This window comes from Candidatus Tectomicrobia bacterium (assembly GCA_016192135.1).
Classification (GTDB): domain Bacteria; phylum UBA8248; class UBA8248; order UBA8248; family UBA8248; genus 2-12-FULL-69-37.
Genome location: JACPUR010000024.1, coordinates 22,663 through 43,906 on the forward strand (window position 1 = coordinate 22,663; position 21,244 = coordinate 43,906).

The following is a 21,244-nucleotide window of genomic DNA, read 5'->3' on the forward strand; positions in this document are numbered from 1 at the left end:
AGAACTTGCCAGCGGAGGATCGGGCGAGGCTTCATCGCCCGATCTGATTCAAAGGAGATCCCCGCGATGCCGTTCGACCCCAAGGCCCTGCTGCGCAAGGGAGTGGACTCCCTCGCGCCCTACATCCCCGGCCGGACGATGGAGGAGGTGGCCCGGGAATACGGCGCGGCGGACATCGTGAAGCTGGCGAGCAACGAGAACGCGCTCGGGCCCTCGCCCGCGGCGCTGCGGGCGCTCCAGGCCGCGGTCGGAAAGCTGCACCGCTACCCGGACAGCGCGGCCCGGGACCTCCGGGCCAAGCTCGCCGGGAAGCTGGGGGTGGCGGCGGGGCAGGTGTTCGTGGGGAACGGCGGGGACGACGTGCTCTCCGTGCTGGCGCGCACCTTCCTGAACGAGGGGGAGGAGGCCGTCATCCCCGCGCCTACCTTCAGCCCCTATGCCCACGTCTCGCGGGTCATGGGGGCGCGGGTGGTGACGAGCCCCCTGCGGGACTTCCGGATCGATCTCGGGGACGTCCGCGCCAAGGTGACGGAGCGGACGAAGCTCATCTTCCTCTGCAGCCCGAACAACCCGACGGGCGCCATCCTCCCCGAGCGGGAGCTCGTCCCCTTCCTGAAGAGCCTGCCCCCGCGAGCGATGGTGCTCCTGGATGAAGCCTACGGGGATTTTGTGGAGGACCCGGCGTTTCCCGATTCCATCGCGCTGAGCGGGCGGTTTCCGCTCGTCGTGCTGCGCTCGTTCTCGAAGATCTACGGCCTGGCGGGCCTGCGGGTGGGCCTGGGGGTGGGGCGGGAGGAGCTGATCGGTTACATGGATCGGGTGCGGGAGCCGTTTAACGTGAACCTTCTGGCCCAGGCCGCCGCCGCCGCCGCCCTGGACGACGAGGCCTACCGCCGGAAGGCCATCGAGACGGTGAAGGAGGGGAGGCGGAGGCTCTACGCCGCCTTCCGGCGGATGGAGCTGCCCTGCCTGGAGAGCCAGGCCAATTTCGTCTTCGTCCGGGTAGGGGACGGGGACGGGGTGTTCGAGGCGCTCATGCGCCGGGGGGTCATCGTCCGCCCGGGGAGCGTCTTCGGCTGTCCGGAATGGATCCGCGTGACGGTGGGCCTGCCCGGAGAGGATGCGAGGTTCCTGGAGGCGCTGCGGGAAATCCTCGGTTGATCCATCGCCCGGGTGCAAGACGGATTGTCTTGCACCCGCCGGTCCGGGCTACTTGTTGACCGCGTCCTTGAGGGTCTTGCCCGCCGAGAACTTGGGGACCTTCGCCGCCTTGATCTTGATGGCCGCGCCGGTCTGAGGGTTGCGCCCCATCCTGGCCGAGCGCTTCGAGACGGAGAAGGTGCCGAAGCCGACCAGGGAGACGCGCTCGCCCTTCTTCAGCGCCTTCGAGAGGTTGACCAACAGCGAGTCGAGCGCGCGGTCGGCGGCAGCCTTGGAGATTCCTGCCTCTTCGGCAATCTTCACGACCAAGTCGGATTTCTGCATGAAACTTCCTCCAGGCCCTCAATGAGCACCACGACAGGGGAATAAGGATTCGAAAAGGATGCCCTCCAGATAGACGGGAATCTAGCCCACCACCCTGCCAACGTCAATCATTTTTCTCCGAGGGCATGTGAAAAAATCGGGGACGAGTGACGGAGATCGCAAGGCGCCCGCAACCGCATGTGCCTGGCCCGTGAAGAGACAAATCGAGAAAAGACAAATGAAACAGCGGAACCGCGCGGCCGCTGAGGCGTGTCGCGGGTTGTTTCAGTCGGATTCCAGCAGCCGGCGGAGGCGCCGCGCGAGCAAACGGAAAAGCGTTTTACCGCAGAGAGAGGCCGCTCCGCCTGGGCATGTTCCGCAGGCGGTCGTAGCGCGCGACCGGCGGCTGGTCCTTGAGCGGGCGGGGCTCGCCGCCGAGGCCCTTCTGGTGGATGTCGTTCTGGAGGCCGGGCAGCCCCACGCGCGGAAGGGCCTTTCCGATGAAGCGTTCGATATTCTTCACGAGCATGATCTCGCTCGGCCCCATGAGCGTGAGGGCGTACCCCACCCGCCCCGCGCGCGCCGTGCGCCCCGCGCGGTGAACGTAATCCTCCGGGTATTCAGGCACGTCGTAGTTGATTACATGAGAGATGTCGGAGACGTCAATCCCCCGGGAGACGATGTCGGTCGCGACGAGCACCCGGTGGACGCCCTCCTTGAAGCCGCTCAGCGCCTTCTCCCGCTGCCGCTGGCTGCGGTCGGAATGAATCCGCGCGACGGGAATGCCTCTGCTTTCGAGGAAATCGCTCAGGTGGTCGGCGCCCGCCTTGGTGCGGGTGAAGATGAGGACGATGGTGGCCTCGGCCTGCTCCAGGATGCACATGACGGCCCTCGGCTTGTTGGAGGCGCCGATGGGATACACCCCGTGGAAGATGCCCTCGGCCGGCGTCGCGGGCGGAGCCACCTCGATGTGGACGGGCGAGTCAAGGGCCTTGCGGGAGAGTTCCTCGATGGTGGTGGGGATGGTGGCCGAGAAGAGGAGGGTCTGCCGCCGCCGGGGGAGGCGCTGGAGGATTTCCTGGATTTCCTCGGCGAAGCCCATGTCGAGCATGCGATCGGCCTCGTCCAGGATCAGGATTTGAAGACCCGAGAAATCGGCCGTCTTGCGCTTCATGTGGTCGAGGAGGCGCCCCGGCGTCGCGACGATGATGTCCACCTCCTGCTCCAGGGCGCGGAACTGAGGCTCGTAATCCACCCCGCCGTAGATCACCGCCGTCCGCAGAGCCACGTGCCGCCCCATGAGGCGGAAGTGCTCGCCCACCTGGACCGCGAGCTCCCGCGTCGGGGTGAGGATGAGGGCGCGGGTGCCGGAGCCGCCCATGAGGCGGTGCAGGGTGGGCAGGGCGAAGGCAGCCGTCTTCCCCGTCCCTGTCTGGGCGCTTCCGATGATGTCGCGCCCGGCGAGGGCGATCGGGATGGCCTCCACCTGGATGGGGGTGGGCTCGGTGAAGCCCATGAGGTGAATGGCGCGAAGCAGTTCGGGGGCGAGATTCAGGTCCCGGAAAGCGGGGGACATCTGGGAGACGTCGAAATCGCCTATGCCGACCTCCCGTTCAGGCTCATCGGCGAACGAGGAGCCGCTGTAGAGGCCCTCGCTGTCGAAAGCCCGTCCCTTGCGGGCAGGAGCCTGGGATACGGCTTCGCCGCGCCGGCGCCGGGTCCGGCTTCGCCCGTGGCCCTTCTTCCCCTCCTTCATGGGCCCCCCGGGGGCCGCCGGATCGACGGTGGCTTGCGGGCTCGCTTTCTCCGCGGCGGAAGCCGATGCGGCCGCTTCCCCGCCCGCTCCCTCCGCGCTCCGGTGCCCGGAGCGCCGCCTGCGCCGCCTGCGCCGGGTGGGGGTGCCGCCCGTTCCGTCACCGCTCTCAGGGGAGGGGGAGGAAGCCGAATCCTCGTGATCGGATAAATCTGTATTGCTCAAGAAAACAATCCTTTTGGAAGTTGAAGTGAAGACGGGATATTAGGGGCGGGGTCAAGCGGTAAATGGGGCCGACTGGCCAAAGATGCTTCAATCTTCACGCAATGTTTATAAAGAATGGGGGGAAGGGTGTCAAGGCGGCCCATCGGCATCCCCAAAGGCCAGGGTGAGCTGATGGGAGGACCGCGGTTTTGAGGCGGGGCGGGGCGCCCCCGCGCCGGCGCCGGAAGGCGTCCGGGAACCCGCCGCCGCGGACAGGGAAGGGGGCGCATCCGGGAAGAGCGAGTTGCCGCCCGGAGGGGTCCACCGCGGCCGCCGGGGCGGAGGGGGTGGCGCCTCCTCCGCTTCCCCGGGCGCTTCGCCCTGCCGGGCCGCCTCCCGGGCCTCCTCCAGGGCGGCGAGCAGCCCCTTGGGCGGCCGCGCCCATCGCTCCTCCTCCGGAGATTTTCCCACCGGCCGGCCCGGCCCATAGAGCTTGGCCTTCAGGTCCTCGATCCGGCTGTAGAAGCCGGGGCTGTGCGGGGTGCTCGGGATGCGGTAGTGCTTGCGGTCGAGGTGGTGCATGAACTCGTGGATGAGGGTGTCGAAGAAGGTCTTGCCCGCGACCACCTTTTCCCGGATGGCGGTGTAGTGGGCGATCTGGATGAGCTGCTCCTCGAAGTGATAGACGCCATAGAGCTTGGCCGCGAGCCTTCCTCCCCGTAGGGTATGGGGCTGGGGGGTCTCAATCACCCGCAGGCGGACGGGCGGGATGCGCATCTTCTGGCAGATGCCGCTCAGGAGGAGCTGCCCGAGGGCTTCCCGCTCGGAAGCGCGCTGGCTGCCGAGGAGCCTCCCGGCGAGAGCGCGCTCCTCGGCGCCGGGATGATAGGAGGTCCTGAGGATCTTGCTGGAGCGGACGAAGTCGGGGGTGTCGCGGCGCTTGCGCATCGGCTCATTTCCCGGGCGGGCGCGGCCATTATAGCGGCTCCCCGCCTGCCGCGCGACGGCATTCCGCCCCGGCCCCGAATCGTTGACACCCGGGGGGGCGGGTGCTAGCGTCGCGGCGGATTTCCTGCCCCTCGCGCTTGTCCGATCCGGCGGCCCGGCGGACGCAGCACAGACATAGCAGACACGGAAGGAGAGGCGGATGGCGAAGTACCCCACGTGGGCGCGCGGCGGGAGCATGGTGGACTGGGAGCACCGGATCGACTTCGACCGCATGCGCCGGGAGCGGGTGGCCAGGACCCAGGCCGCGATGAAGCGGGCGGGCATCGACGCCCTCATCCTCTGGAAGGACGAGAACGTCCGCTACCTCACCAGCGCCCGGGTCATCATGATCCAGTTCCGCTCCTCGACGACCTACGGCGTGCTCCTCACCCAGGACAACGGCCCCACCCTGCTCGCCTCCTCGGGCGAGGCCCACCGTATCCAGGAGTGCATGCCCTGGATCGAGGACTACATCCCCATCGGCATCCTGGAGGAGCCGGGGCTGGTGGAGAACACGGTCCGGGACGAGATCGCGCCCCGGCTCAAGAAGTGGGGGGTGGCGGACAAGACCGTCGGCCTGGACCTCCACACCTTCATGCAGCGCCAGGCGCTGGACAAGCATCTGCCCGAGGCCAAGTTCGTGGACGGCGAGCGCTTCATGTACATGAGCCGGGTGCGGAAGACCCCGGACGAGGTGGCCTGCCTGCTCCAGGCCTGCGCCATCGCGGACGCGGTGACCCAGACCGCCCTCGACACCGTCCGGCCCGGCATCCGGGAGTTCGACGTGGCCGCCGAGGCCATGAAGACGCTCTTCACCCACTGCGGCGAGTTCGCCCACCTGGCCTCGCCCTTCGTGGCCTCGGGCGAGCACATGGCGCCCCCGACCCGCTTCCCGACCGACAAGATCATCCGCAACGGGGACATCGTCTTCATCGACATCGGCGCCTGCTGGAACGGCTACTTCGGCGACTGCGGCCGGGCCACCCTGGCGGGCGGGCCGCCCCACCCGATGCAGCGGAAGGTCTACACCACGGTCTACAAGGCCCTGAAAAAGGGCATCGAGAAGATGCGCCCCGGCTACACGAACGACGACTCGGCGGGGGAGTTCCTGGAGGTGGCCCGCTCGGCGGGCCTGGAGAAGAACTTCATCAAGCTCTTCATCGGCCACGGCTGCGGCATCTCGCCGAACGAGCCGCCCTACATCGGAGAGGTCATGCCGGGAGCCGAGAGCGTGAAGTTCGAGCCGGGGATGACCTTCGCCGTGGAGCCTCTCATCTTCGTGCCGGGAATCCCGGGAGGAGCCGGGGTCCGGATCGAGGACCACATCCTCGTGACCGAGGACGAGCCGGTCTACATGACCCGCGCGCCCTACTGCCAGGAGCTGATTCTGCAGGACTAGGCGGCGGGGACTTCGGGGAGGGGCGCTGGGTGAGATTGCCGGAGAGGGACGCTCCGTGAGCCGGGCCGTCCTGCTTGCCGTCATCTCCTCCGTCTGCTTCTCCCTGACTTACATCTACTCCCGCATCGGGACCATGGGAGCCTCCTCCCTGCTGGGAGGCTTCATCTCCACCTCGGTCGTCGCCCTCTTCTTCCTGCCATGGGTCGCGGCGACGGTCCCGGCCTCCGCCTACGGCGATCCGAGGCTCCTGTGGTTCGTGGGGCTGGGCCTTTTCATGCCGGGCCTGGTCCGCGCCATTCAGGTGGAGGGCATCAAGCGCATCGGCGCCGCCCCCTCCGGCATCCTGCGGGGGCTGGCCCCGTTCGTGTCCACCACCCTGGCCGTGGTCCTGCTCGGCGAGCGGCCGAGCCCGCGGGTGATCGCGGGGACGCTGGCCATCATCGCGGGGCTGGTCGTCCTCTCCATCCGCCCGGGCGAGTTGCGCTCCTGGAACCTGGCGGGGGTCCTCCTCGGGCTCCTCGCCACGTTCACCTGGTCGGTGAGGGACGTGGTGATCCGGTACGCCCAGCCGGGGGTGGCCCACGAGGGCCTGCCGATTTTCGTCATGTCGGCCACGTCCATGCTGACGATGGGGCTGGGCTGCCTGGTGGCGGACCGGGAGGCCTTCGGCCGGGCGACCCGCCGGGGCGTCACGGGATTCGTGCTCGTGGGGCTGGCGAGCACCGGCGCGCTCACCACCCTCTTCGCCGCCCTCCGGCAGGGCGAGGTGGCGGTGGTCACCCCCATCGTCTCGACCCAGCCCCTGTTCGTGCTGCTCTTCGCCCCGATCCTGCTGAGGGGGATGGAATCCATCACCCGCCTGATGGTCCTGGGCGCAGTCCTCATCGTGCTGGGCGGCGCCCTCATCGGGATGAAGTGAGGCCTACCCCTCCAGCCGGTCCTCCAGCTTGAGGGAGGCCGCCAGCTCGCGGAGCTGCTTCAGCAGGGTCTCGTTCACCGGGACCCCCTTCTCGCGGACCTCGATCTGGGAGCGGTGCTCCAGCTCCCCCGGCAGGAGGATGGGCCCCTTGCCCTCCATGGGGGTGGAGTCGCGGATCTCACGGATGCGGAAGTCCATCTCCGCCTTGAATCCCTTGATGTCCCGGAAGAGGTCGGGCCGCATGACGAAGTACATGTGCCCGGTGTTGGTGACGCTCTTGAAGTCCTTGTTGAAGTCGATGACGGCGCTGCCGAAGGCGGCCCCGTTCATCACCCCGGCCAGGGCCCCCAGGATGAAGTTGAGCCCGTAGCCCTTGTAGCCCCCGATGGGGAGGAGGAAGCCCTCGTCCGAGCGGTTGGGGTCGGTGAGGGGCTCGCCCTTCATGTCGATCATCCAGCCGGCGGGCATGGTTTCGCCGCGCTGGGCCGCCAGCTTGATCCGGCCGTAGGAGACGACGGTGGTGGCGATGTCCAGCACCACGGGAGGCTCCTCCCCCGCGGGGACGGCGATGGCCAGGGGGTTGGTGCTGAGCAGGCGGTCCACCCCGTTCCAGGGCGCCATGTGGTTCGCGTTCGCCACGGTGCTGTACATGGCGACCATGTCGTGCTTGAGGGGAAGGGAGGCGTAGACTCCGCCGCAGCCGGCGTGGTTGTCGTGGTGGGTGCCGATCCAGGCCATGCCGCTCTCCTTGGCCTTCTTGATGGCGAGCTCGGCCACGAAGGTCATCACCACCTGCCCGAGGCCGTTGTCCCCGTCCACGAGGGCGCTCACGGGCGTCTCGCGGGTCACCTTGATCTTGGGATTCAGATTGTAGCCGCCCTCCCGGATGCGCCGGCTGTAGGGGGGGAGCCTCAGGATGCCGTGGGCGCCCATGCCGCGCAGATCGGATTCGATCATCCGCTGGGCGGCGATCTCCGCGTGCCCGGCGGGCACGCCCTGGGCCACGAAGGCCGCCCGGATGAAGCTCTGGAGCCGGTCCACCGGAAAGCGAATCTCAGCCATCTCGTCCCTCGGCAGGAATTGAGCAAAGGCGGGGCGCCGGGGCGGCCGGCGCGCGGTTTCATGGAATGGTGTAAAATCTCCGCACTTCCTTTATCCCTGTGAAAACGGCCTTTTGACATGATGGCGCCGCCTGGGATCGGCAGGGCAGGATTCGCGGGAAACTATAATACAGGGCCGGTTGTTTCTCCAACGAAGCCGCTCGCGCGTCCGCGCCCGCGGTTTGGGGCCGGTGCCGCTGGAAAGGAGGGGCGATGAACTTCATCCGAAAGCCCGGCTGGGCCATTCCCGAGCGGGAGGCCACGCCCGAGGAGGTGTTCTTCGGCCGGCGGAAGTTCCTCATGGGGGCGGCGGGCGCCCTGGCCGGGGGGCTGGCCGGCAGCCTTGCCGGCCCAATGGCCGCCGGGGCCGCCCCGGCGAAGGAGGCGGAGGACAAGACGCTGGGCCTCTACCCGGCCAAGCGCAACCCGGCCTTCACCCTGGACCGCCCCCTGACGGAGGAGAAGGTGGCGGCCCGCTTCAACAACTTCTACGAGTTCGGGGGGAGCAAGACCATCTCCTGGCTCGCCCAGCGCCTGAAGATCCGGCCCTGGCAGGTGAAGGTCGGGGGCCTGGTCCGAAACCCCAAGACCTACGACATCGACGATCTCGTCCGCTCCATGCCGCTCGAGGAGCGCCTGAGCCGCTTCCGCTGCGTCGAGGCCTGGGCCATGGCGGTGCCCTGGACGGGCTTCCCACTCGCCGCTCTGGTCAAGGCGGCCGAGCCCACGAGCGAGGCCCGCTACGTGAAGTTCACCACCTTCTACGACCGCACCGTGGCCCTCGGCCAGATCTGGCCCACCTATCCCTGGCCCTACGTGGAGGCGCTGACCATCGAGGAGGCGATGAACGAGCTCGCGCTGATGGCGACGGGGGTCTACGGCAAGCCCCTCCCCAAGCAGCACGGGGCGCCGCTGCGCCTCATCACGCCCTGGAAGTACGGCTTCAAGAGCATCAAGTCCATCGTCTCGATCGAGTTCACGAAGGAGCGCCCGGTGAGCTTCTGGGAGAAGGTCCAGGCCAGCGAGTACGGCTTCTGGGCGAACGTGAACCCCGGGTTCGACCACCCGCGCTGGTCCCAGAAGACCGAGAAGATGCTGGGGACGGAGGAGGAGCGCCCCACCCTCCTCTTCAACGGCTACGGGAAATGGGTGGCCGCGATGTACCCGGACCTCAAGGACCGCAGGTACTTCATGTAGACCGGACAGGCAGCCTGTAAGGCAAGGGTTCCAGCGGGCTGAAGGAGTTCACAGGAGATACGTACCGCCTCAGCGCGTAACGTCGAAAATCACGGGCCGCGGTACGCCGTACCGTGGAGTTGTTGGTTCGGCTCGTCCTTCTGGTCATGGAAGTGAAACCAACTGAGCAGATGGTCTTTGCCCTCAGTAGTTGGGTCAATGATGCAGACCAGCCGCCTGAGTGGTCGGCGGCAGTCCGAGAACCACCAAGTTATCTCTCGCGTCTTGTTAGAGAAATCATCGCGGTGCATCCAAAAGATGGTGGAGAACTCACTCGGGCCTTCACTCCGAAGTTGCATTTGCTCCGCAAGGGCTCCAGCAATCATGTCAGGAATGGCGAGGAAGTCCTCAATCTGTTGCGATCCGTCGTCACATTTGCTGGTTCCGCACCGGCAATGCCCCAGATTGAACGTTAGGTACTGACTGCTGATCCACCCGAACAACTGAGTCAATTCCCTAACTCTATCGTCGTTGGCTGCTATGCTGTCCTCGTCAGTGAACCACATTACGTTTTGTCCTGGGGCCGCGAGTCCTCCCAGAAGCACACCGAGAACGTGCACAGCGAAGAATGCCTTCTCCAAGGCCGTTGCCTTCCACTTGCGGAACGCTGCGAAGTTGGGATTGGAAATATCCAACGAGGGACGGGCAGCGAAGAGAGACTCACATTTCTTGTTCAACGCAACGGAGAAAGACAGCCCCTCCAAGTTGTTCGCCGCCTCCAGCAAAGGAATCAAGGCTTGTCTGCGTTGCTCGTCACCGAGGCGCTTGAAGGACATGCGCCGCGAGTTTGTGAGATGCTGCCGTCTCACCTCCAACCGTTTTGGCTCCCAGCCGGCCCAGGATTCCAGGGACGTCAGAAGGAAGGAGAAGACGAGGTAGGGTGTGCCGGACGATTCCCCGCTGTAGTCGGACCCTACGAGAAGCGTTGTTGCCGACCGGAGATTGGGTAGGCAATCAACGTACTTAGCGTCCAGACGCAACATCTCCGAGTTCAAGAGGCCCGTAAAAGTTCTCCCTTCCACTTGAACTGGTTTCCATGTTGCGTTGCGCAATGCGATTCTCCGGTCAGCCCAACAATAATTAGCCCGATCCGCCTAAGCCGCGGAATTTATTTCGGCTGCCCGCATGACATGCCGTTGATTCATCGGGCAGGGCCGCGATAACCCCTTCCGTCCCAGCCGGTTGCGTCCGATGCCTTTTTCGCTCCTCCGCCTACGCCTCGTCGAGCACCTCGACCGCCTTGAAGGGCCGGCCCTCCAGGAACTCGAGGCTCGCGCCCCCGCCCGTGCTCACGTGGGAGACCTTCTCGCTCAGGCCCATTTGTTCGATGGCGGCCGCGCTGTCCCCCCCGCCGATGACGGTGGTGGCCCCCTTGGCCGTCGCGGCGGCCAGCGCCTCGGCGACGGCCCGGGTGCCCGCGTCGAAGGGCTTGGTCTCGAAGACCCCCATCGGTCCGTTCCACACCACCGTGCGCGCCTCCTGGATGAGGCGGGAGAACTCTTGGACGGCCTTGGGCCCGATGTCCAGCCCCATCTGGCCCTCGGGCACGTCCCCCTCGACGACCTGGGCGGGCGCTCCGCTCTTGATCTCGGGCGCCGCGACGGCGTCGGCCGGGAGGTGGAGCTTCCCGCCCCCGAGCTTCATCAGGCGGGCCGCCTCGGCGATCTTGTCCTCCTCGACCAGGCTCTTGCCGGTCTTGCGGCCCTGGGCCCGGGCGAAGGTGAACATCATGGCGCCCCCGATGAGGACGTGGTCGCACTTGGCCAGCAAGGCCTCGATGACCCCGATCTTGTCCGAGACCTTGGCCCCGCCCAGGATGGCGGCGAAGGGCCGCCGGGGGCGGTCCAGGGCGTCGCCCAGGTACTTGAGCTCCTTCTCGAGGAGGAAGCCCGCGACCCGGGGCTTGCCCGCCATGAGCTGGGGCACGGTGAGCATGCTGGCGTTGTCGCGGTGGCAGGTGCCGAAGGCGTCGTTCACGTAGACCTCGGCCAGGGAGGCCATCTGCTTGGCGAAGGAGAGCTTCTTCTCCTTCAGGGCGGGGTCCTTCGCGGCGTCCTTGTCCTTGATCTCCTCGGCGGAGTGGAAGCGGACGTTCTCGAGCAGGTAGCATTCCCCGTCCTTCAGGGCCGCGGCGGCGCGCTCGGCCTCCGGCCCCACGCAATCGGGGACGAAGGCGACCGGCCGGCCGAGCAGCTGCTCCAGGCGCTTGGCCACCGGCGCCAGGGTCCACTGTTTGTTGGCCTCCCGGCCGTCCCCCTTGGGACGGCCCAGGTGGCTCGCGAGGAGGAGCCTCCCGCCCCTCTCCAGGACGTGGCGGATGCTGGGAAGCGCCATCCGGATGCGGCGGTCGTCCGTGATGGCGCCGGACTTGTCCTGGGGGACGTTGAAGTCCACCCGCATGAGCACGCGCTTCGAGTGAACGTCGAGGTCCCTGATGGTCTTCTTCGCCATGTCGGTCTCTCTGGGTGAGGGTCGCCGGAAAGGGATGAGGCCGGCCGCGTTGGCTTCCGTTTTTCCAATATAGGACAATCGGGCGTTCGGCACATCATGCGGAGGGCGGTCCGGGCGCGGAGTCCGCGCCCGTCGAGGGCGCTTTATTTTCGGACCAAGGAGGAAAGAGGGTGATCCCCATCGATCTGAGCGGCAAGGTCGCGCTGGTGTCGGGAGGGAGCCAGGGCATCGGCCGGGGGTGCGGGGAATGGCTGGCCAAGGCCGGGGCGGCGGTGGCCCTGGTGGCCCGGAACGGCGAGAAGCTCAACGAGGCGGCCGAGGCCATCCGCAAGGAGGGGGGCCGGGCCGAGGCCATCGCCGCCGACCTGACCCAGCCGGGCAAGTGCGAGTGGGCCGTGAGCGAGACGGTGGCGCGCCTCGGGGGGCTCGACATCCTGGTGAACGTGGCGGGCGTCGCCCGCCGCTCCGATCCGGCCGAGACCACCGACGACGACATCGACACCGCCATCAACCTCAAGGTGCGCGCCGCCGTCCGGATGGTGAAGGAGGCGGTTCCCCACATGAAGGCCCGGGGCGGCGGGAGCATCATCTTCACCCTGGGCCTGAGCCACGTGCACACCTCCGTTTGGCACGGCTCGGGCTCCATGTCGAACGGAATGCTCCTTCCCTACAAGCACCAGCTCGCCAAGCGGGTGGCGCCGTGGAACATCCGCGTGAACGTCGTGAACCCGGGAGCCACCGAAACCCCCCGGATGTCCATCCAGCAGCGGCGGATCGCCGAGATGAGCGGGAAGAGCGTGGACGACGTGGCGCGGGAGCGGCTCGCGAACATCCCGATGGGGCGCTTCGTGCGCGTGGACGACGTGGCGAAGCTGGTGCTCTTCCTGTGCTCGGACATGGCGAGCTACATCACGGGCGAGTCCATCTCGGTGGACGGCGGGGAGAACAACGCGGTGCGGTAGGCCCTCTACCTCCGCTCCAGGGCCTCGCGGAAATCCTCCTCCTTCCCGGGGGAGGGTTTCGCGCCTTCGGGCGCGCCTCCCTTCCGCGCCAGGACGACGCACCAGCCCACCAGCGCGGCGTTCAGGACGAAGAAGAAGAGGAATACCCCCAGGCCCCCCACCCGCGCCGCCTGCTCGTGCAGGGCGTAGAGGCGCTCGACGGGGAGGGAGGCGAGCCGCACCCCCTCGCGCAGCACCGTCATCCCCAGCACCGAGAGCAAAGCTCCCGCCGAGGCGGCCGCGAGGAGGCCAGGCCTCAAGTCCGGCTTGCTCCAGAAGGTCAGCCAGATCCCCGCCTGGAACATCCAGCCGATCAGCGCCAGGCCCAGGTAGGGGGCTCCGGCCCCTCCCGAGGCGAACTCCCGGGCGCCGGGGGGCAGGAGGGTGCCATAGCCGGCGGCCGCGAGGGCGCTCAAGAGGAGCCCGAGCAAGGCGAGGGCGGCCAGGCGGCGGACCTCGGCGGGGGAGCCCACGCCGCCGAGCCACAGCTGCCAGCACACGAGGAGGGCCATCACGGGGATGGTCCCCGCGGCCCAGAGCGAGAGACGGGGGAGGAGGGCGGCGGTCCAGAAGAAATAGGAGCCGGCCCCGAAGAAGGCGGGCCAGGCCCCGGGCTGGAGGCTCAGGAGGTGATTTTCGGTCCAGGAATAGCCGGTGAAGGCGAAGCACAGCCAGGCCGCGAGGGCGAGGGCGCCTCCCCGCCACGCGGGGCCCTCGGCGGCGCGGCGGCTCTTGAGCAGGTAGAGCAGGTAGAAGCCCGCGATGAGGACGGGGAGGATGGCCATCCAGCGGTGGAAGAGCAGGAGGTTCGCCGTGTAGAAGGACCGCTGGTAGAGGATCTGGATGAAGAGCAGGGGCGCCACCCCCGCGGTGATGGCCCCGCTCAGGCCGAGGGGCATCCAGTCCCGCAGCGTCTGGGCGGCGGGACCTTTATGGCGGGGGGCCGAGGGATGGCCGGGCAGAAAGTGAACCGCCGCGAGATACCCCGTCCCCGCCAGCGCGTAGCTCACGAACAGCACGTGAATCACCAGCGTGAGCACGTACAGGGTGAGATAAAAGGCCGTCGGCAGGGGGAAGCCGAAGGGGAAGGGGGCGTTCATTGTTTCCTTTCCCGGTACCAGCCAGGGGAGATACCCGCCTCCTGGAGCCACCGGTCAATCTGCACGATGGTGGCGATCTCGTTCGAGGAGGGCCACTCACTGGGACTTCCCGCCTTGGCCCAGGCGATCATTTGCACCAGGGCCTCCAGCTCGTCCGCCGTCCCGGAGAAGGGGGGCATGAAGGGCTTCGTCTGCTGGAGCTTGGCGATGTTCAGGCGCATCTGGTCGGGGGTCCAGGTGCCCGCCAGGTGCACCAGGCCGTTCGCGCCGCTCAAGGTGTGGCAGACGCTGCACTGGAACCGGAAGACCTTGGCCCCCAGCCGCACCTGGTCGTTGGGGTAGCGGGCCGCGTCACGCAGGGGGTAGGGGTCCCGCGTGACTGAGCCGATGCGCCGCAGCTCCGCGATCTCGTCCGGCTTGATGGAGTTGGAGAACAGGGCCGCCCGGATGGTGTAGGGCTTCCGCACCCCCTCCCGGACGAACTCGCCCCCGCCCGTCGCGACGAAGGCCAGGCCCAAGAGGAGGGTGGCCGTGGCCCCGTTGATGGTGAGCCGCTGGAGATTCAGGCCGATCAGGGCGTAGAGGCCGACGAAGAGGGATGCCCCCGCCGCCACCCCCGTGAAGAGCGTCATGGCGGCGCTCCCTCCCAGCGCCCAGGCCCGGCTGTCCGGGGGAAGGGTATAGAGATACCACAGGCCCAGGAAGGGCATGAGGACCATGGGGATCAGGAAGTGCGCCGCGCGATGGATGACGGCGTCCCGCTGGGCGAGGCTCAGGCGGGGGTGGGCGTTCACCACCACGCAGGCGACCAGGGCGGCGATGCTCGTCGAGGCGAAGGTCCGGTAGAGCAGGGAGGGCCAGAAGCTCGGATTGAAGAAGCCCGCCCACACGTTCCCGCCGGGCGCCCAGCCCCCCGGTGTGAGCTGCCAGGAGAGAATGCCGTTGACCCAGAAAAGGCTGAACCAGGCGGCCACGGAATAGAGGACCAGAAGGCGCATCCGGGCGGGATCGGAGAGTCCGGCGCCGTGGCGGTAGTAGGCGTAGCCCGCGGCGATCTCCAGGCAGAAGAAGGTCCACTCGGTCGCCCAGATCCAGTGGAACTCCTCCACCATCATGCCGATGGTGCGCGGGCTAATCTGGATAGCGGTGAACCACATCCCTACGCCGGTGAGGGCGCCGGTGACGAAGCTGACGAGGACGAGGAACTTGAAGTAGCCGTCCAGAGCCTCCCGGGCTGCGGGCTCGCGGCCCGTCTGGGAGAGCCACTGGAAGTAGCACATGAGCATCCCGCCCCCGATCGCGAACTGGGCGAGGAAGACGTGGAAGATGCCGAGCCCGCCGATGATCATGCCCTTCATGGCGGGCCCGAAATCATTGATGGGGTAGTACGGGAACTCCATGCGCGGCGGTATCCTCAAGGTGCGAGGCCCAGGCGGGCCCGGCTACTTTACCACCGCGCGCCGGTGAGGTACATATGGACGGGGTTCCTCACTACGCCGAGAAAATCGCCACCAGAAGCGGGAGCGCGGGATGCGCGCCCGCGGGAGGGAGAGATGACGCCAGCGCAGGCGCCGGCCGCCCTGTCCGCCTGGAACATGGAGTTCGTGGGATACCACGGGCTGGAGGATCGGCCCGCCTTCAAAATTGCCATGCAGGAGAAGAACGGCCGCTTTTATCTGTATTTGTCCTGCTTCTGGGTGAGCGGCTGGAGCGTGCTGGACGTCACCGACCCGGCCTCGCCCCAGTATTTGCGCTTCATCCCCGGCCCCGGCAACACCTGGACCCTCCAGGTCCAGGTGGCCGATGGCCTGCTCGTCACCTCGCTCGAGAAAATTCCGCCCGGTTGGGGCCCCCGGCCGGACGATCCTCCCGAGAAGGAGGGTGTCTTCATCTGGGACGTGGACACGGACCCTTCCTCCCCCCGGCTCCTCTCCCACTGGGAGACCGGCGCCCAGGGCACCCACCGCAACTTCTACAATGGGGGCCGCTATGCCCACCTCTCGGCCTACTGCCCCGGCTACGACGGCAACATCTACCGGGTCATCGACCTCCAGGACCCCTCCCGGCCCAAGGAAGCCTGCCGCTGGTGGCTTCCCGAGCAAGAGAAAAAAAGCGGCGGCGTCACCCATGGCGGCGGGGAGGGGAGGCGCATCTTCCAACACGGCCCGGCCCACGCCGAGGGGGGGAGGGTCTACCTCCCCTATGCCGGGGGCGGCATGGTCGTCCTGAACATCGAGGACATCTCCTCCCCCAAGTTCATCAGCCGGCTGAACGTGCACCCGCCGCTCGGCAGCACCCTGGCCATGCACACCATCTATCCCTACCTGAAGCGGGGCATCGCCATCGCCAACAGCGAGGCGCTCAAGGAGAACTGCGACGAGCCGCTCAACTACGCGGCGGTCATCGACATCAAGGACGAGAAGAGCCCCCGGCTCATGAGCCTCTTCCCCGTGCCGGATCCCCCGCCGGGCTACAGCCACAAGAACTTCTGCGAGCGGGGAGGGCGCTTCGGCCCGCACAACCAGCACCACGCGCAGGGGCTCCCCTGGATGGAGCAGCGGGACGATCGCGTCTATCTCACCTACTTCAACGCGGGCCTGCGGGTGTACGACCTCCTGGACCCGGTCCATCCGCGGGAGATTGCCTACTACGTCCCCTCGGACCCGGACCGGCGGCTGGGCATGCTCCCCAAGACCCTCGTCACCCAGAGCGAGGACGTCCTCGTGGATCGGCGGGGCTTCATCTACGTGACCGACAAGAACCACGGCCTCCATATCCTTCGCTGCACAGCCTAGGGGAAGGCCCCAAGGAGAGACGAATGAAGATCATCGACCTCAGCCGCGAGATCTACCACCGGACCCCCCAGTACCCGGGCCAGCCCTCCATCATCGTGGGGATGTGGAAGGACCACGACGAGGCCTTCCGCGACTCGGGCAACGTGTGGGGCAACGCCGTCATGTATTTCTCGATGCCCGACCACGGGACGACCCACCTAGACGCGCCCCGCCACTTCCACAAGACCGGGACGAGCATCGACAAGTTCCCGCTCGAGCGCTGCATCGTCCCGGGCGTGTGCCTGGACTTCCGCCACATGGCCCCCCGGGCCGAGATCACGCCCAAGCACCTCGAGGAGGCGGCGGCGAAGGCGGGCGCGCCCATCCCCAAGGGGGGCACCGTCCTCCTCTGCACCGGCCATCACGCCCGCACCTTCCCCAAGCCGGCCTACAACACCGACAACCCGGGAGTGAACGTCGCCGCCACCGAATGGCTGGCCAAGCAGGGGATCGTGAGCTTCGGCATCGATTCCATGCGCCCGGGGCCAGAGGGGAGCGTCAATTCGCTCGTTCACAAGGCCTGCCACGAGCTGGGCATCACCCACATGGAGAGCCTCGTCAATCTGGAGGAGCTCGTCGGGAAGGGCCAATTCCAGTTCATCGGCCTGCCTCTCAAGATCAAGGAGGGGACCGGAAGTCCCATCCGGGCCGTGGCCATTCTGGAAAATTAGCCGTTTTTCGGGCTAAATTCGGACAAAGGGCCGGGCAAAAGTTTTCTTTTCGCTTTTTGTCCGCCATGGTAGGATAGCGGGAACTGATTTTCTGCTCCCCCCTCGCCCAGGGGATAGGCTCCGCCGCCTTCCTGCCCGCCTATGGCCAAGCCCTCCGATCTCAAGGAAGTGGGGAAGCGCATCGCCCAGGCCCGCAAGAAGCGGGGCCTCAACCCGAACCAACTGGCCCGCAAGGCGGACATCTCCTGGGCCAATCTCATCCGCTACGAGGAGGGGAAGAACGAGCCGGGGGCGGGGAAGCTCCTCCGCATCGCCGATGCCTTGGGGGTGACGGTGGACTGGCTTCTGGGCCGGGACGGGGCCGCCGAGCAAGAGGAGGCGCGGCCCCTCGACGTGGCGGTCCGGGTCGCGGACGGGGTCCAGGGGCCCGGGCGGCTGCGGGATGTGGACTTCCGGGCCGTGCCCCTCGTATCCGGTTCCATCGCCGCCGGGAAGAGCCGCATCGTGGAGGAGGCGATCGAGGAATACGCCCTCATCCACGTCTCCCAGCTCGGGAGGCGGGGGGACGTGGTCGCCGTCCGGGTGAGCCGCGAGATGGGGCGGAGCATGCTCCCCCTCATCCAGCCCGGGGCGGTGGTCGCCATCGACCGCCGGGACAAGGTCATCACGCCGGAGGGAATCTACGCCGTGCGCGACGAGGCGGGCGGCTGCACCCTCAAGCGGCTCCAGTGGACGCCGCCCCGGCTGTGGCTCATTCCGGAGAACCGCGACGAGCCCGTCTCCCACCTCGACCTTCCGGACGAGGACCCCGGGGCGCGCATCGTGGGGCGGGTGGTGTGGGCCTACCAGCCGTTCGTGTAAGCAAAAAAGCCGGGGGCGGCGGCCCGCCCCCGGCTTCGTGCTTTCTGCCGGCTAGTTCTGCATCAGCTCCTGGACCTTCTTCGTGAACGCCGGGAGAACCTTCCTGTAGTCCCCCACCACGCCATACTTGGCTCGCTGGAAGATGGGCGCCTCGGGGTCGGTGTTGATGGCCACGATGTTCTTGCTGGGCCCGGCCCCCACCATGTGCTGCATGGCGCCCGAGATGCCGACGGCGATGTAGAGGTTGGGGCTCACGATCTTGCCCGTCTGGCCCACCTGCATCGGGGTGGTCGCCCAGCCGGCGTCCACGGCGGCCCGGCTGGCCCCCACGGCCGCCTTGAGCACCTTGGCCAGGTCCTGCAGGTAGGAGAAGTTCTCGGCCCCGCCCAGGCCCCGGCCGCCGCTCACGACGATCTCGGCGTCCTCCAGGCGCACGCCCTCGGCCTCCACCCGCTTCGTCTCGACGAAGCTCATCTTGAGTGCGCCGGCCTCCACCTTCACATCCAGGCCCGCGAGCTCGCCCGCCCGGCCCTCCTGGACATCCGAGAGGGGGAAGGCCTTGGCGCGCGTGCTGGCCACGGCGAGCGCCTCGGTGCGGGAGCGGACGTGGCTGACCGCGCTCCCGCCGAACACCGGCCGCACGGCCGCCAGCCGCCCGCCCTCGATGGAGAGGTCGGTGCAGTCGTGGGCGTAGCTCGCGCCCCGCCGGAAGGCGATGCGGGGCGCCACGTCCCGCCCGACCGCGGTGTTGGCCACCAGAAAGATGGCGGGCGAAACCTGGCCCACCGCGGCGTCCACCACCTGGGTGTAGACGGCGTTGGTGTAGTCCGTCAGGTGCTCGGATTCGGCCGCGATGACCTTGTCCGCCCCCAGGGCGATGAGGCCCTTGGCCAGATCCTTCGTGCCCGGGCCGCCCAAAAGAACGGCGACGAGCGAGCCGCCCGTCTCCTTGGCCAGCTTCCGGCCGACCCCGCACAACTCGCTGCTCACCAGGGCGAGGCGATCCCCCGCCCGCTCCGCCAGAATCAGGACATCCTTTGACATCCGGTTTGCCTCCTTAGTTAGATGATCTTGTCCGCCCGGAGGCGCAGGGCGAGGTTTGCAGCCGCTTCCTCCAGCGTTTCGCCCGTGATGAATTCGCACTGCCCCGTGAAGACGGGCTTATAAAGCCTGGTGAGTTCCATGGTGGCCGCCGCCGCCCCGACGCTGGCCGCGTCCAGCCCCAAGTCCGCCGCCTTCCAGAGGGGGATCTGCTTGCGCGAGGCGGTCAGGATCCCCTTCACCGAGGGGAGGCGGGGCGTGTTCATCTCATTGCTGATGGTGAGGAGGCAGGGCGTCGACACGTCCACGACCTCCACGCCGTCCGCGAGCGCGCGCTCGCAGCGGAGGCCGCCGTCCTTCACCTCGATCGTCTGGAGCTGGGTGACGCTCGGCAGGTTGAGCGCCTCGGCCAGGGCGAGCGGGGTCGCGCCGTAGCTCCAGTCGCTGCTCAAGCGGCCGCAGAGGATGAGGTCGAAGGCGCCGATTTTCCGGATGGCGGCGGCCAGGGCGCGCGCCACGCCGAAGGCGTCGGAGCCGTCGAAAGCCTGGTCCTGGAGCAGGACGGCCTCGTCGCAGCCCATGGCGAGGCATTTCTTGAGGGCGTCCTTGGCCTTCTCGCCGCCCACCGTGACGACGGTGATCTTGCCGCCCTTGGACTCCTTGAGCTGGATGGCGGCTTCCACGGCGTTCTCGTCGAAGGTGCTGATGACGGGCGGGACGTTCGCCGGGGGCACCACCATCATCTTCTCTTCATCCACCTTGAAATCGCGAGGCGGGATGTCGGGGTCCTGCACTTGCTTGATGCACACAACGATGTCCACCGATTCGCTCTCCTTCGTGTCAACGTTCCCAGGGGCCGCGGGGGTAGGGTTCGATAACCTCTTGGTCCATGACCCTTACGAAAACCGGACTAACAGGTAGATTATGTTGGGTATGAAATGGCGTCAACCCGCGACCGCTGCCCTTTCTGGGACGATTCGCCCCGTTTGACAGCGAAAAAAGGGCACCCCTAAGATGGGTGAGCGCCCTTGGCCCCTCTTAGGGTCTGGAATTTTCCCGGCCAAGGGCGGCCATTCGGCCCCCATCTCCAGCCTGAACGACCCGGGAGAGAGCGTCCCCATGCCCGATATTACGCAGGAGCAGATTGTCGAAGCGCTGAAAAAAGTGAAAGACCCCGACCTGGGGAAGGACCTTGTGGCCCTCAAGATGGTCAAGGACATCACCATCTGCGCCGACGCCGTGGCCTTCACCCTGGAGCTGACCACCCCGGCCCATCCCCGGAAGGAGAAGTTCCTGGAGGATTGCCGCCTCGCCGTTGGCTCCCTGCCGGGGGTGAAGACGGTCAACGTCCGCCTCACGAGCCACGTCGCGGCCCGGCCCGCCGTCCAGGGGAAAATGTCCATCCCCGGAGTGAAGAACATCATGGCCGTGGCGAGCGGCAAGGGCGGGGTGGGGAAGTCCACCGTGGCGGCGAACCTGGCCCTCTCGCTGCACCTGGACGGGGCGAAGGTCGGCATCCTCGACGCCGACATCTACGGCCCGAGCCAGCCCCTGATGCTGGGGATCCAGGGGGAGAGGCCCCTCGCCGCGGACGACAACAAGATCTACCCCCTCAAGGCCCACGGGGTGAAGGTGATGTCCATGGGCTTCCTCGTGGGGGAGGACTCCCCCGTCATCTGGCGCGGCCCCATGGTGATGAAGGCCCTGGTACAGTTCCTGGGGGACACGATCTGGGGCGAGCTCGACTACCTCGTGCTCGACCTCCCGCCCGGCACCGGGGACGCCCAGCTCACCATCGTCCAGCAGGTCGCCCTGGCCGGGGCGGTGATCGTGACGACCCCGCAGGACATCGCCTTGCTCGATGCCCGCAAGGGCCTCCAGATGTTCCGCAAGACGGACGTTCCCATCCTGGGCATCATCGAGAACATGAGCCACTACCTGTGCCCCCAGTGCGGCCACCGCGAGGACATCTTCGACACGGGCGGGGGCCAGCGGGCGGCCGATCGGTACGAGGTCCCCTTCCTGGGCGCCATCCCGCTGGACATCAAGGTCCGCCTCGGAGGGGACCGCGGGACGCCCGTGGTGGCGGGGGAGCCGGACAGCCCCATCGCCCGCGCCTTCCGCGAGGCCGCGCGGAACGTGGCCCTCCAGGTGGCCATCCACAACTCCTCGGCTCCCTTCACGGTGCCCGAGCTCAAGATCATCGGCTAAACGGAAAAGGCG

19 protein-coding genes are annotated in these 21,244 nt (G+C 67.5%); 9 read left to right on the plus strand and 10 right to left on the minus strand.

Annotated elements, in window-relative coordinates; all coding sequences use genetic code 11:
- The first annotated feature begins 66 nt into the window (after positions 1 to 66).
- A complete protein-coding gene (locus HYZ11_11070) occupies positions 67 to 1,161 on the plus strand; it encodes a histidinol-phosphate transaminase (GenBank protein MBI3128135.1) in 1,095 nt (364 codons plus the stop codon).
- A gap of 48 nt (positions 1,162 to 1,209) precedes the next feature.
- Here the strand turns inward: HYZ11_11070 and HYZ11_11075 are convergent, their stop codons facing one another.
- The 3 genes from HYZ11_11075 to HYZ11_11085 form a co-directional block, all read right to left on the minus strand.
- Entirely contained in the window at positions 1,210 to 1,485 is a 276-nt protein-coding gene (locus HYZ11_11075; protein MBI3128136.1) for an HU family DNA-binding protein, read from the minus strand.
- A 319-nt stretch (positions 1,486 to 1,804) separates the two neighbouring features.
- A complete protein-coding gene (locus tag HYZ11_11080) occupies positions 1,805 to 3,040 on the minus strand; it encodes a DEAD/DEAH box helicase (GenBank protein MBI3128137.1) in 1,236 nt (411 codons plus the stop codon).
- A 531-nt stretch (positions 3,041 to 3,571) separates the two neighbouring features.
- On the minus strand, positions 3,572 to 4,369 hold the full coding sequence (locus HYZ11_11085) for a hypothetical protein (protein MBI3128138.1): 798 nt from the start codon (positions 4,367 to 4,369) through the stop codon (positions 3,572 to 3,574).
- Between the two features lie 199 nt (positions 4,370 to 4,568).
- Between HYZ11_11085 and HYZ11_11090 the strand changes: the two genes are divergently transcribed.
- On the plus strand, positions 4,569 to 5,807 hold the full coding sequence (locus tag HYZ11_11090) for an aminopeptidase P family protein (GenBank protein ID MBI3128139.1): 1,239 nt from the start codon (positions 4,569 to 4,571) through the stop codon (positions 5,805 to 5,807).
- A gap of 55 nt (positions 5,808 to 5,862) precedes the next feature.
- Positions 5,863 to 6,726, plus strand: coding sequence for a DMT family transporter (locus tag HYZ11_11095; GenBank protein ID MBI3128140.1), 864 nt, complete (start codon positions 5,863 to 5,865; stop codon positions 6,724 to 6,726).
- Between the two features lie 3 nt (positions 6,727 to 6,729).
- Here HYZ11_11095 and HYZ11_11100 read toward each other — a convergent pair whose 3' ends face one another.
- Complete coding sequence (locus tag HYZ11_11100; GenBank protein MBI3128141.1) at positions 6,730 to 7,788, minus strand: Ldh family oxidoreductase; 1,059 nt, start codon at positions 7,786 to 7,788, stop codon at positions 6,730 to 6,732.
- Positions 7,789 to 8,039: 251 nt separating this feature from the next.
- Here HYZ11_11100 and msrP point away from each other — a divergent pair, with 251 nt between their 5' ends.
- On the plus strand, positions 8,040 to 9,023 hold the full coding sequence (msrP, locus tag HYZ11_11105) for a protein-methionine-sulfoxide reductase catalytic subunit MsrP (GenBank protein MBI3128142.1): 984 nt from the start codon (positions 8,040 to 8,042) through the stop codon (positions 9,021 to 9,023).
- Between the two features lie 89 nt (positions 9,024 to 9,112).
- Here the strand turns inward: msrP and HYZ11_11110 are convergent, their stop codons facing one another.
- Entirely contained in the window at positions 9,113 to 9,877 is a 765-nt protein-coding gene (locus HYZ11_11110) for a hypothetical protein (protein MBI3128143.1), read from the minus strand.
- A 397-nt stretch (positions 9,878 to 10,274) separates the two neighbouring features.
- Positions 10,275 to 11,513, minus strand: coding sequence for a phosphoglycerate kinase (locus HYZ11_11115; GenBank protein MBI3128144.1), 1,239 nt, complete (start codon positions 11,511 to 11,513; stop codon positions 10,275 to 10,277).
- Positions 11,514 to 11,683: 170 nt separating this feature from the next.
- Here HYZ11_11115 and HYZ11_11120 point away from each other — a divergent pair, with 170 nt between their 5' ends.
- Positions 11,684 to 12,475, plus strand: coding sequence for an SDR family oxidoreductase (locus HYZ11_11120; GenBank protein MBI3128145.1), 792 nt, complete (start codon positions 11,684 to 11,686; stop codon positions 12,473 to 12,475).
- A gap of 5 nt (positions 12,476 to 12,480) precedes the next feature.
- On the opposite strand, the gene HYZ11_11125 is transcribed toward HYZ11_11120, so the two are convergent.
- Positions 12,481 to 13,614: a hypothetical protein gene (locus HYZ11_11125; GenBank protein ID MBI3128146.1), complete on the minus strand. Its 1,134-nt coding sequence runs from the start codon at positions 13,612 to 13,614 to the stop codon at positions 12,481 to 12,483.
- Positions 13,611 to 15,014, minus strand: a complete 1,404-nt coding sequence (locus HYZ11_11130; protein ID MBI3128147.1) for a cytochrome c — start codon at positions 15,012 to 15,014, stop codon at positions 13,611 to 13,613. Before HYZ11_11130 ends, HYZ11_11125 begins: the two co-directional genes overlap by 4 nt.
- Positions 15,015 to 15,167: 153 nt before the next feature.
- Here HYZ11_11130 and HYZ11_11135 point away from each other — a divergent pair, with 153 nt between their 5' ends.
- The 3 genes from HYZ11_11135 (at position 15,168) to HYZ11_11145 (ending at position 17,980) form a co-directional block, all read left to right on the plus strand.
- Positions 15,168 to 16,409 carry a hypothetical protein gene (locus HYZ11_11135; protein MBI3128148.1) on the plus strand — a complete coding sequence of 414 codons (1,242 nt, stop codon included), beginning with the start codon at positions 15,168 to 15,170 and terminating at the stop codon, positions 16,407 to 16,409.
- A 23-nt stretch (positions 16,410 to 16,432) separates the two neighbouring features.
- Positions 16,433 to 17,119: a cyclase family protein gene (locus HYZ11_11140; protein ID MBI3128149.1), complete on the plus strand. Its 687-nt coding sequence runs from the start codon at positions 16,433 to 16,435 to the stop codon at positions 17,117 to 17,119.
- Positions 17,120 to 17,260: 141 nt separating this feature from the next.
- A complete protein-coding gene (locus HYZ11_11145) occupies positions 17,261 to 17,980 on the plus strand; it encodes a helix-turn-helix domain-containing protein (GenBank protein MBI3128150.1) in 720 nt (239 codons plus the stop codon).
- Between the two features lie 51 nt (positions 17,981 to 18,031).
- On the opposite strand, the gene HYZ11_11150 is transcribed toward HYZ11_11145, so the two are convergent.
- Together HYZ11_11150 and HYZ11_11155 are read right to left on the minus strand one after the other, a co-directional pair.
- The gene (locus HYZ11_11150) at positions 18,032 to 19,024 is read right to left on the minus strand and encodes an electron transfer flavoprotein subunit alpha/FixB family protein (protein MBI3128151.1); all 993 of its coding nucleotides are present in this window, start codon (positions 19,022 to 19,024) and stop codon (positions 18,032 to 18,034) included.
- Between the two features lie 17 nt (positions 19,025 to 19,041).
- A complete protein-coding gene (locus tag HYZ11_11155; protein ID MBI3128152.1) occupies positions 19,042 to 19,842 on the minus strand; it encodes an electron transfer flavoprotein subunit beta/FixA family protein in 801 nt (266 codons plus the stop codon).
- Positions 19,843 to 20,140: 298 nt separating this feature from the next.
- On the opposite strand from HYZ11_11155, the gene apbC reads away from it, so the two are divergent.
- Complete coding sequence (apbC, locus tag HYZ11_11160) at positions 20,141 to 21,232, plus strand: iron-sulfur cluster carrier protein ApbC (protein MBI3128153.1); 1,092 nt, start codon at positions 20,141 to 20,143, stop codon at positions 21,230 to 21,232.
- Positions 21,233 to 21,244: the final 12 nt, after the last annotated feature.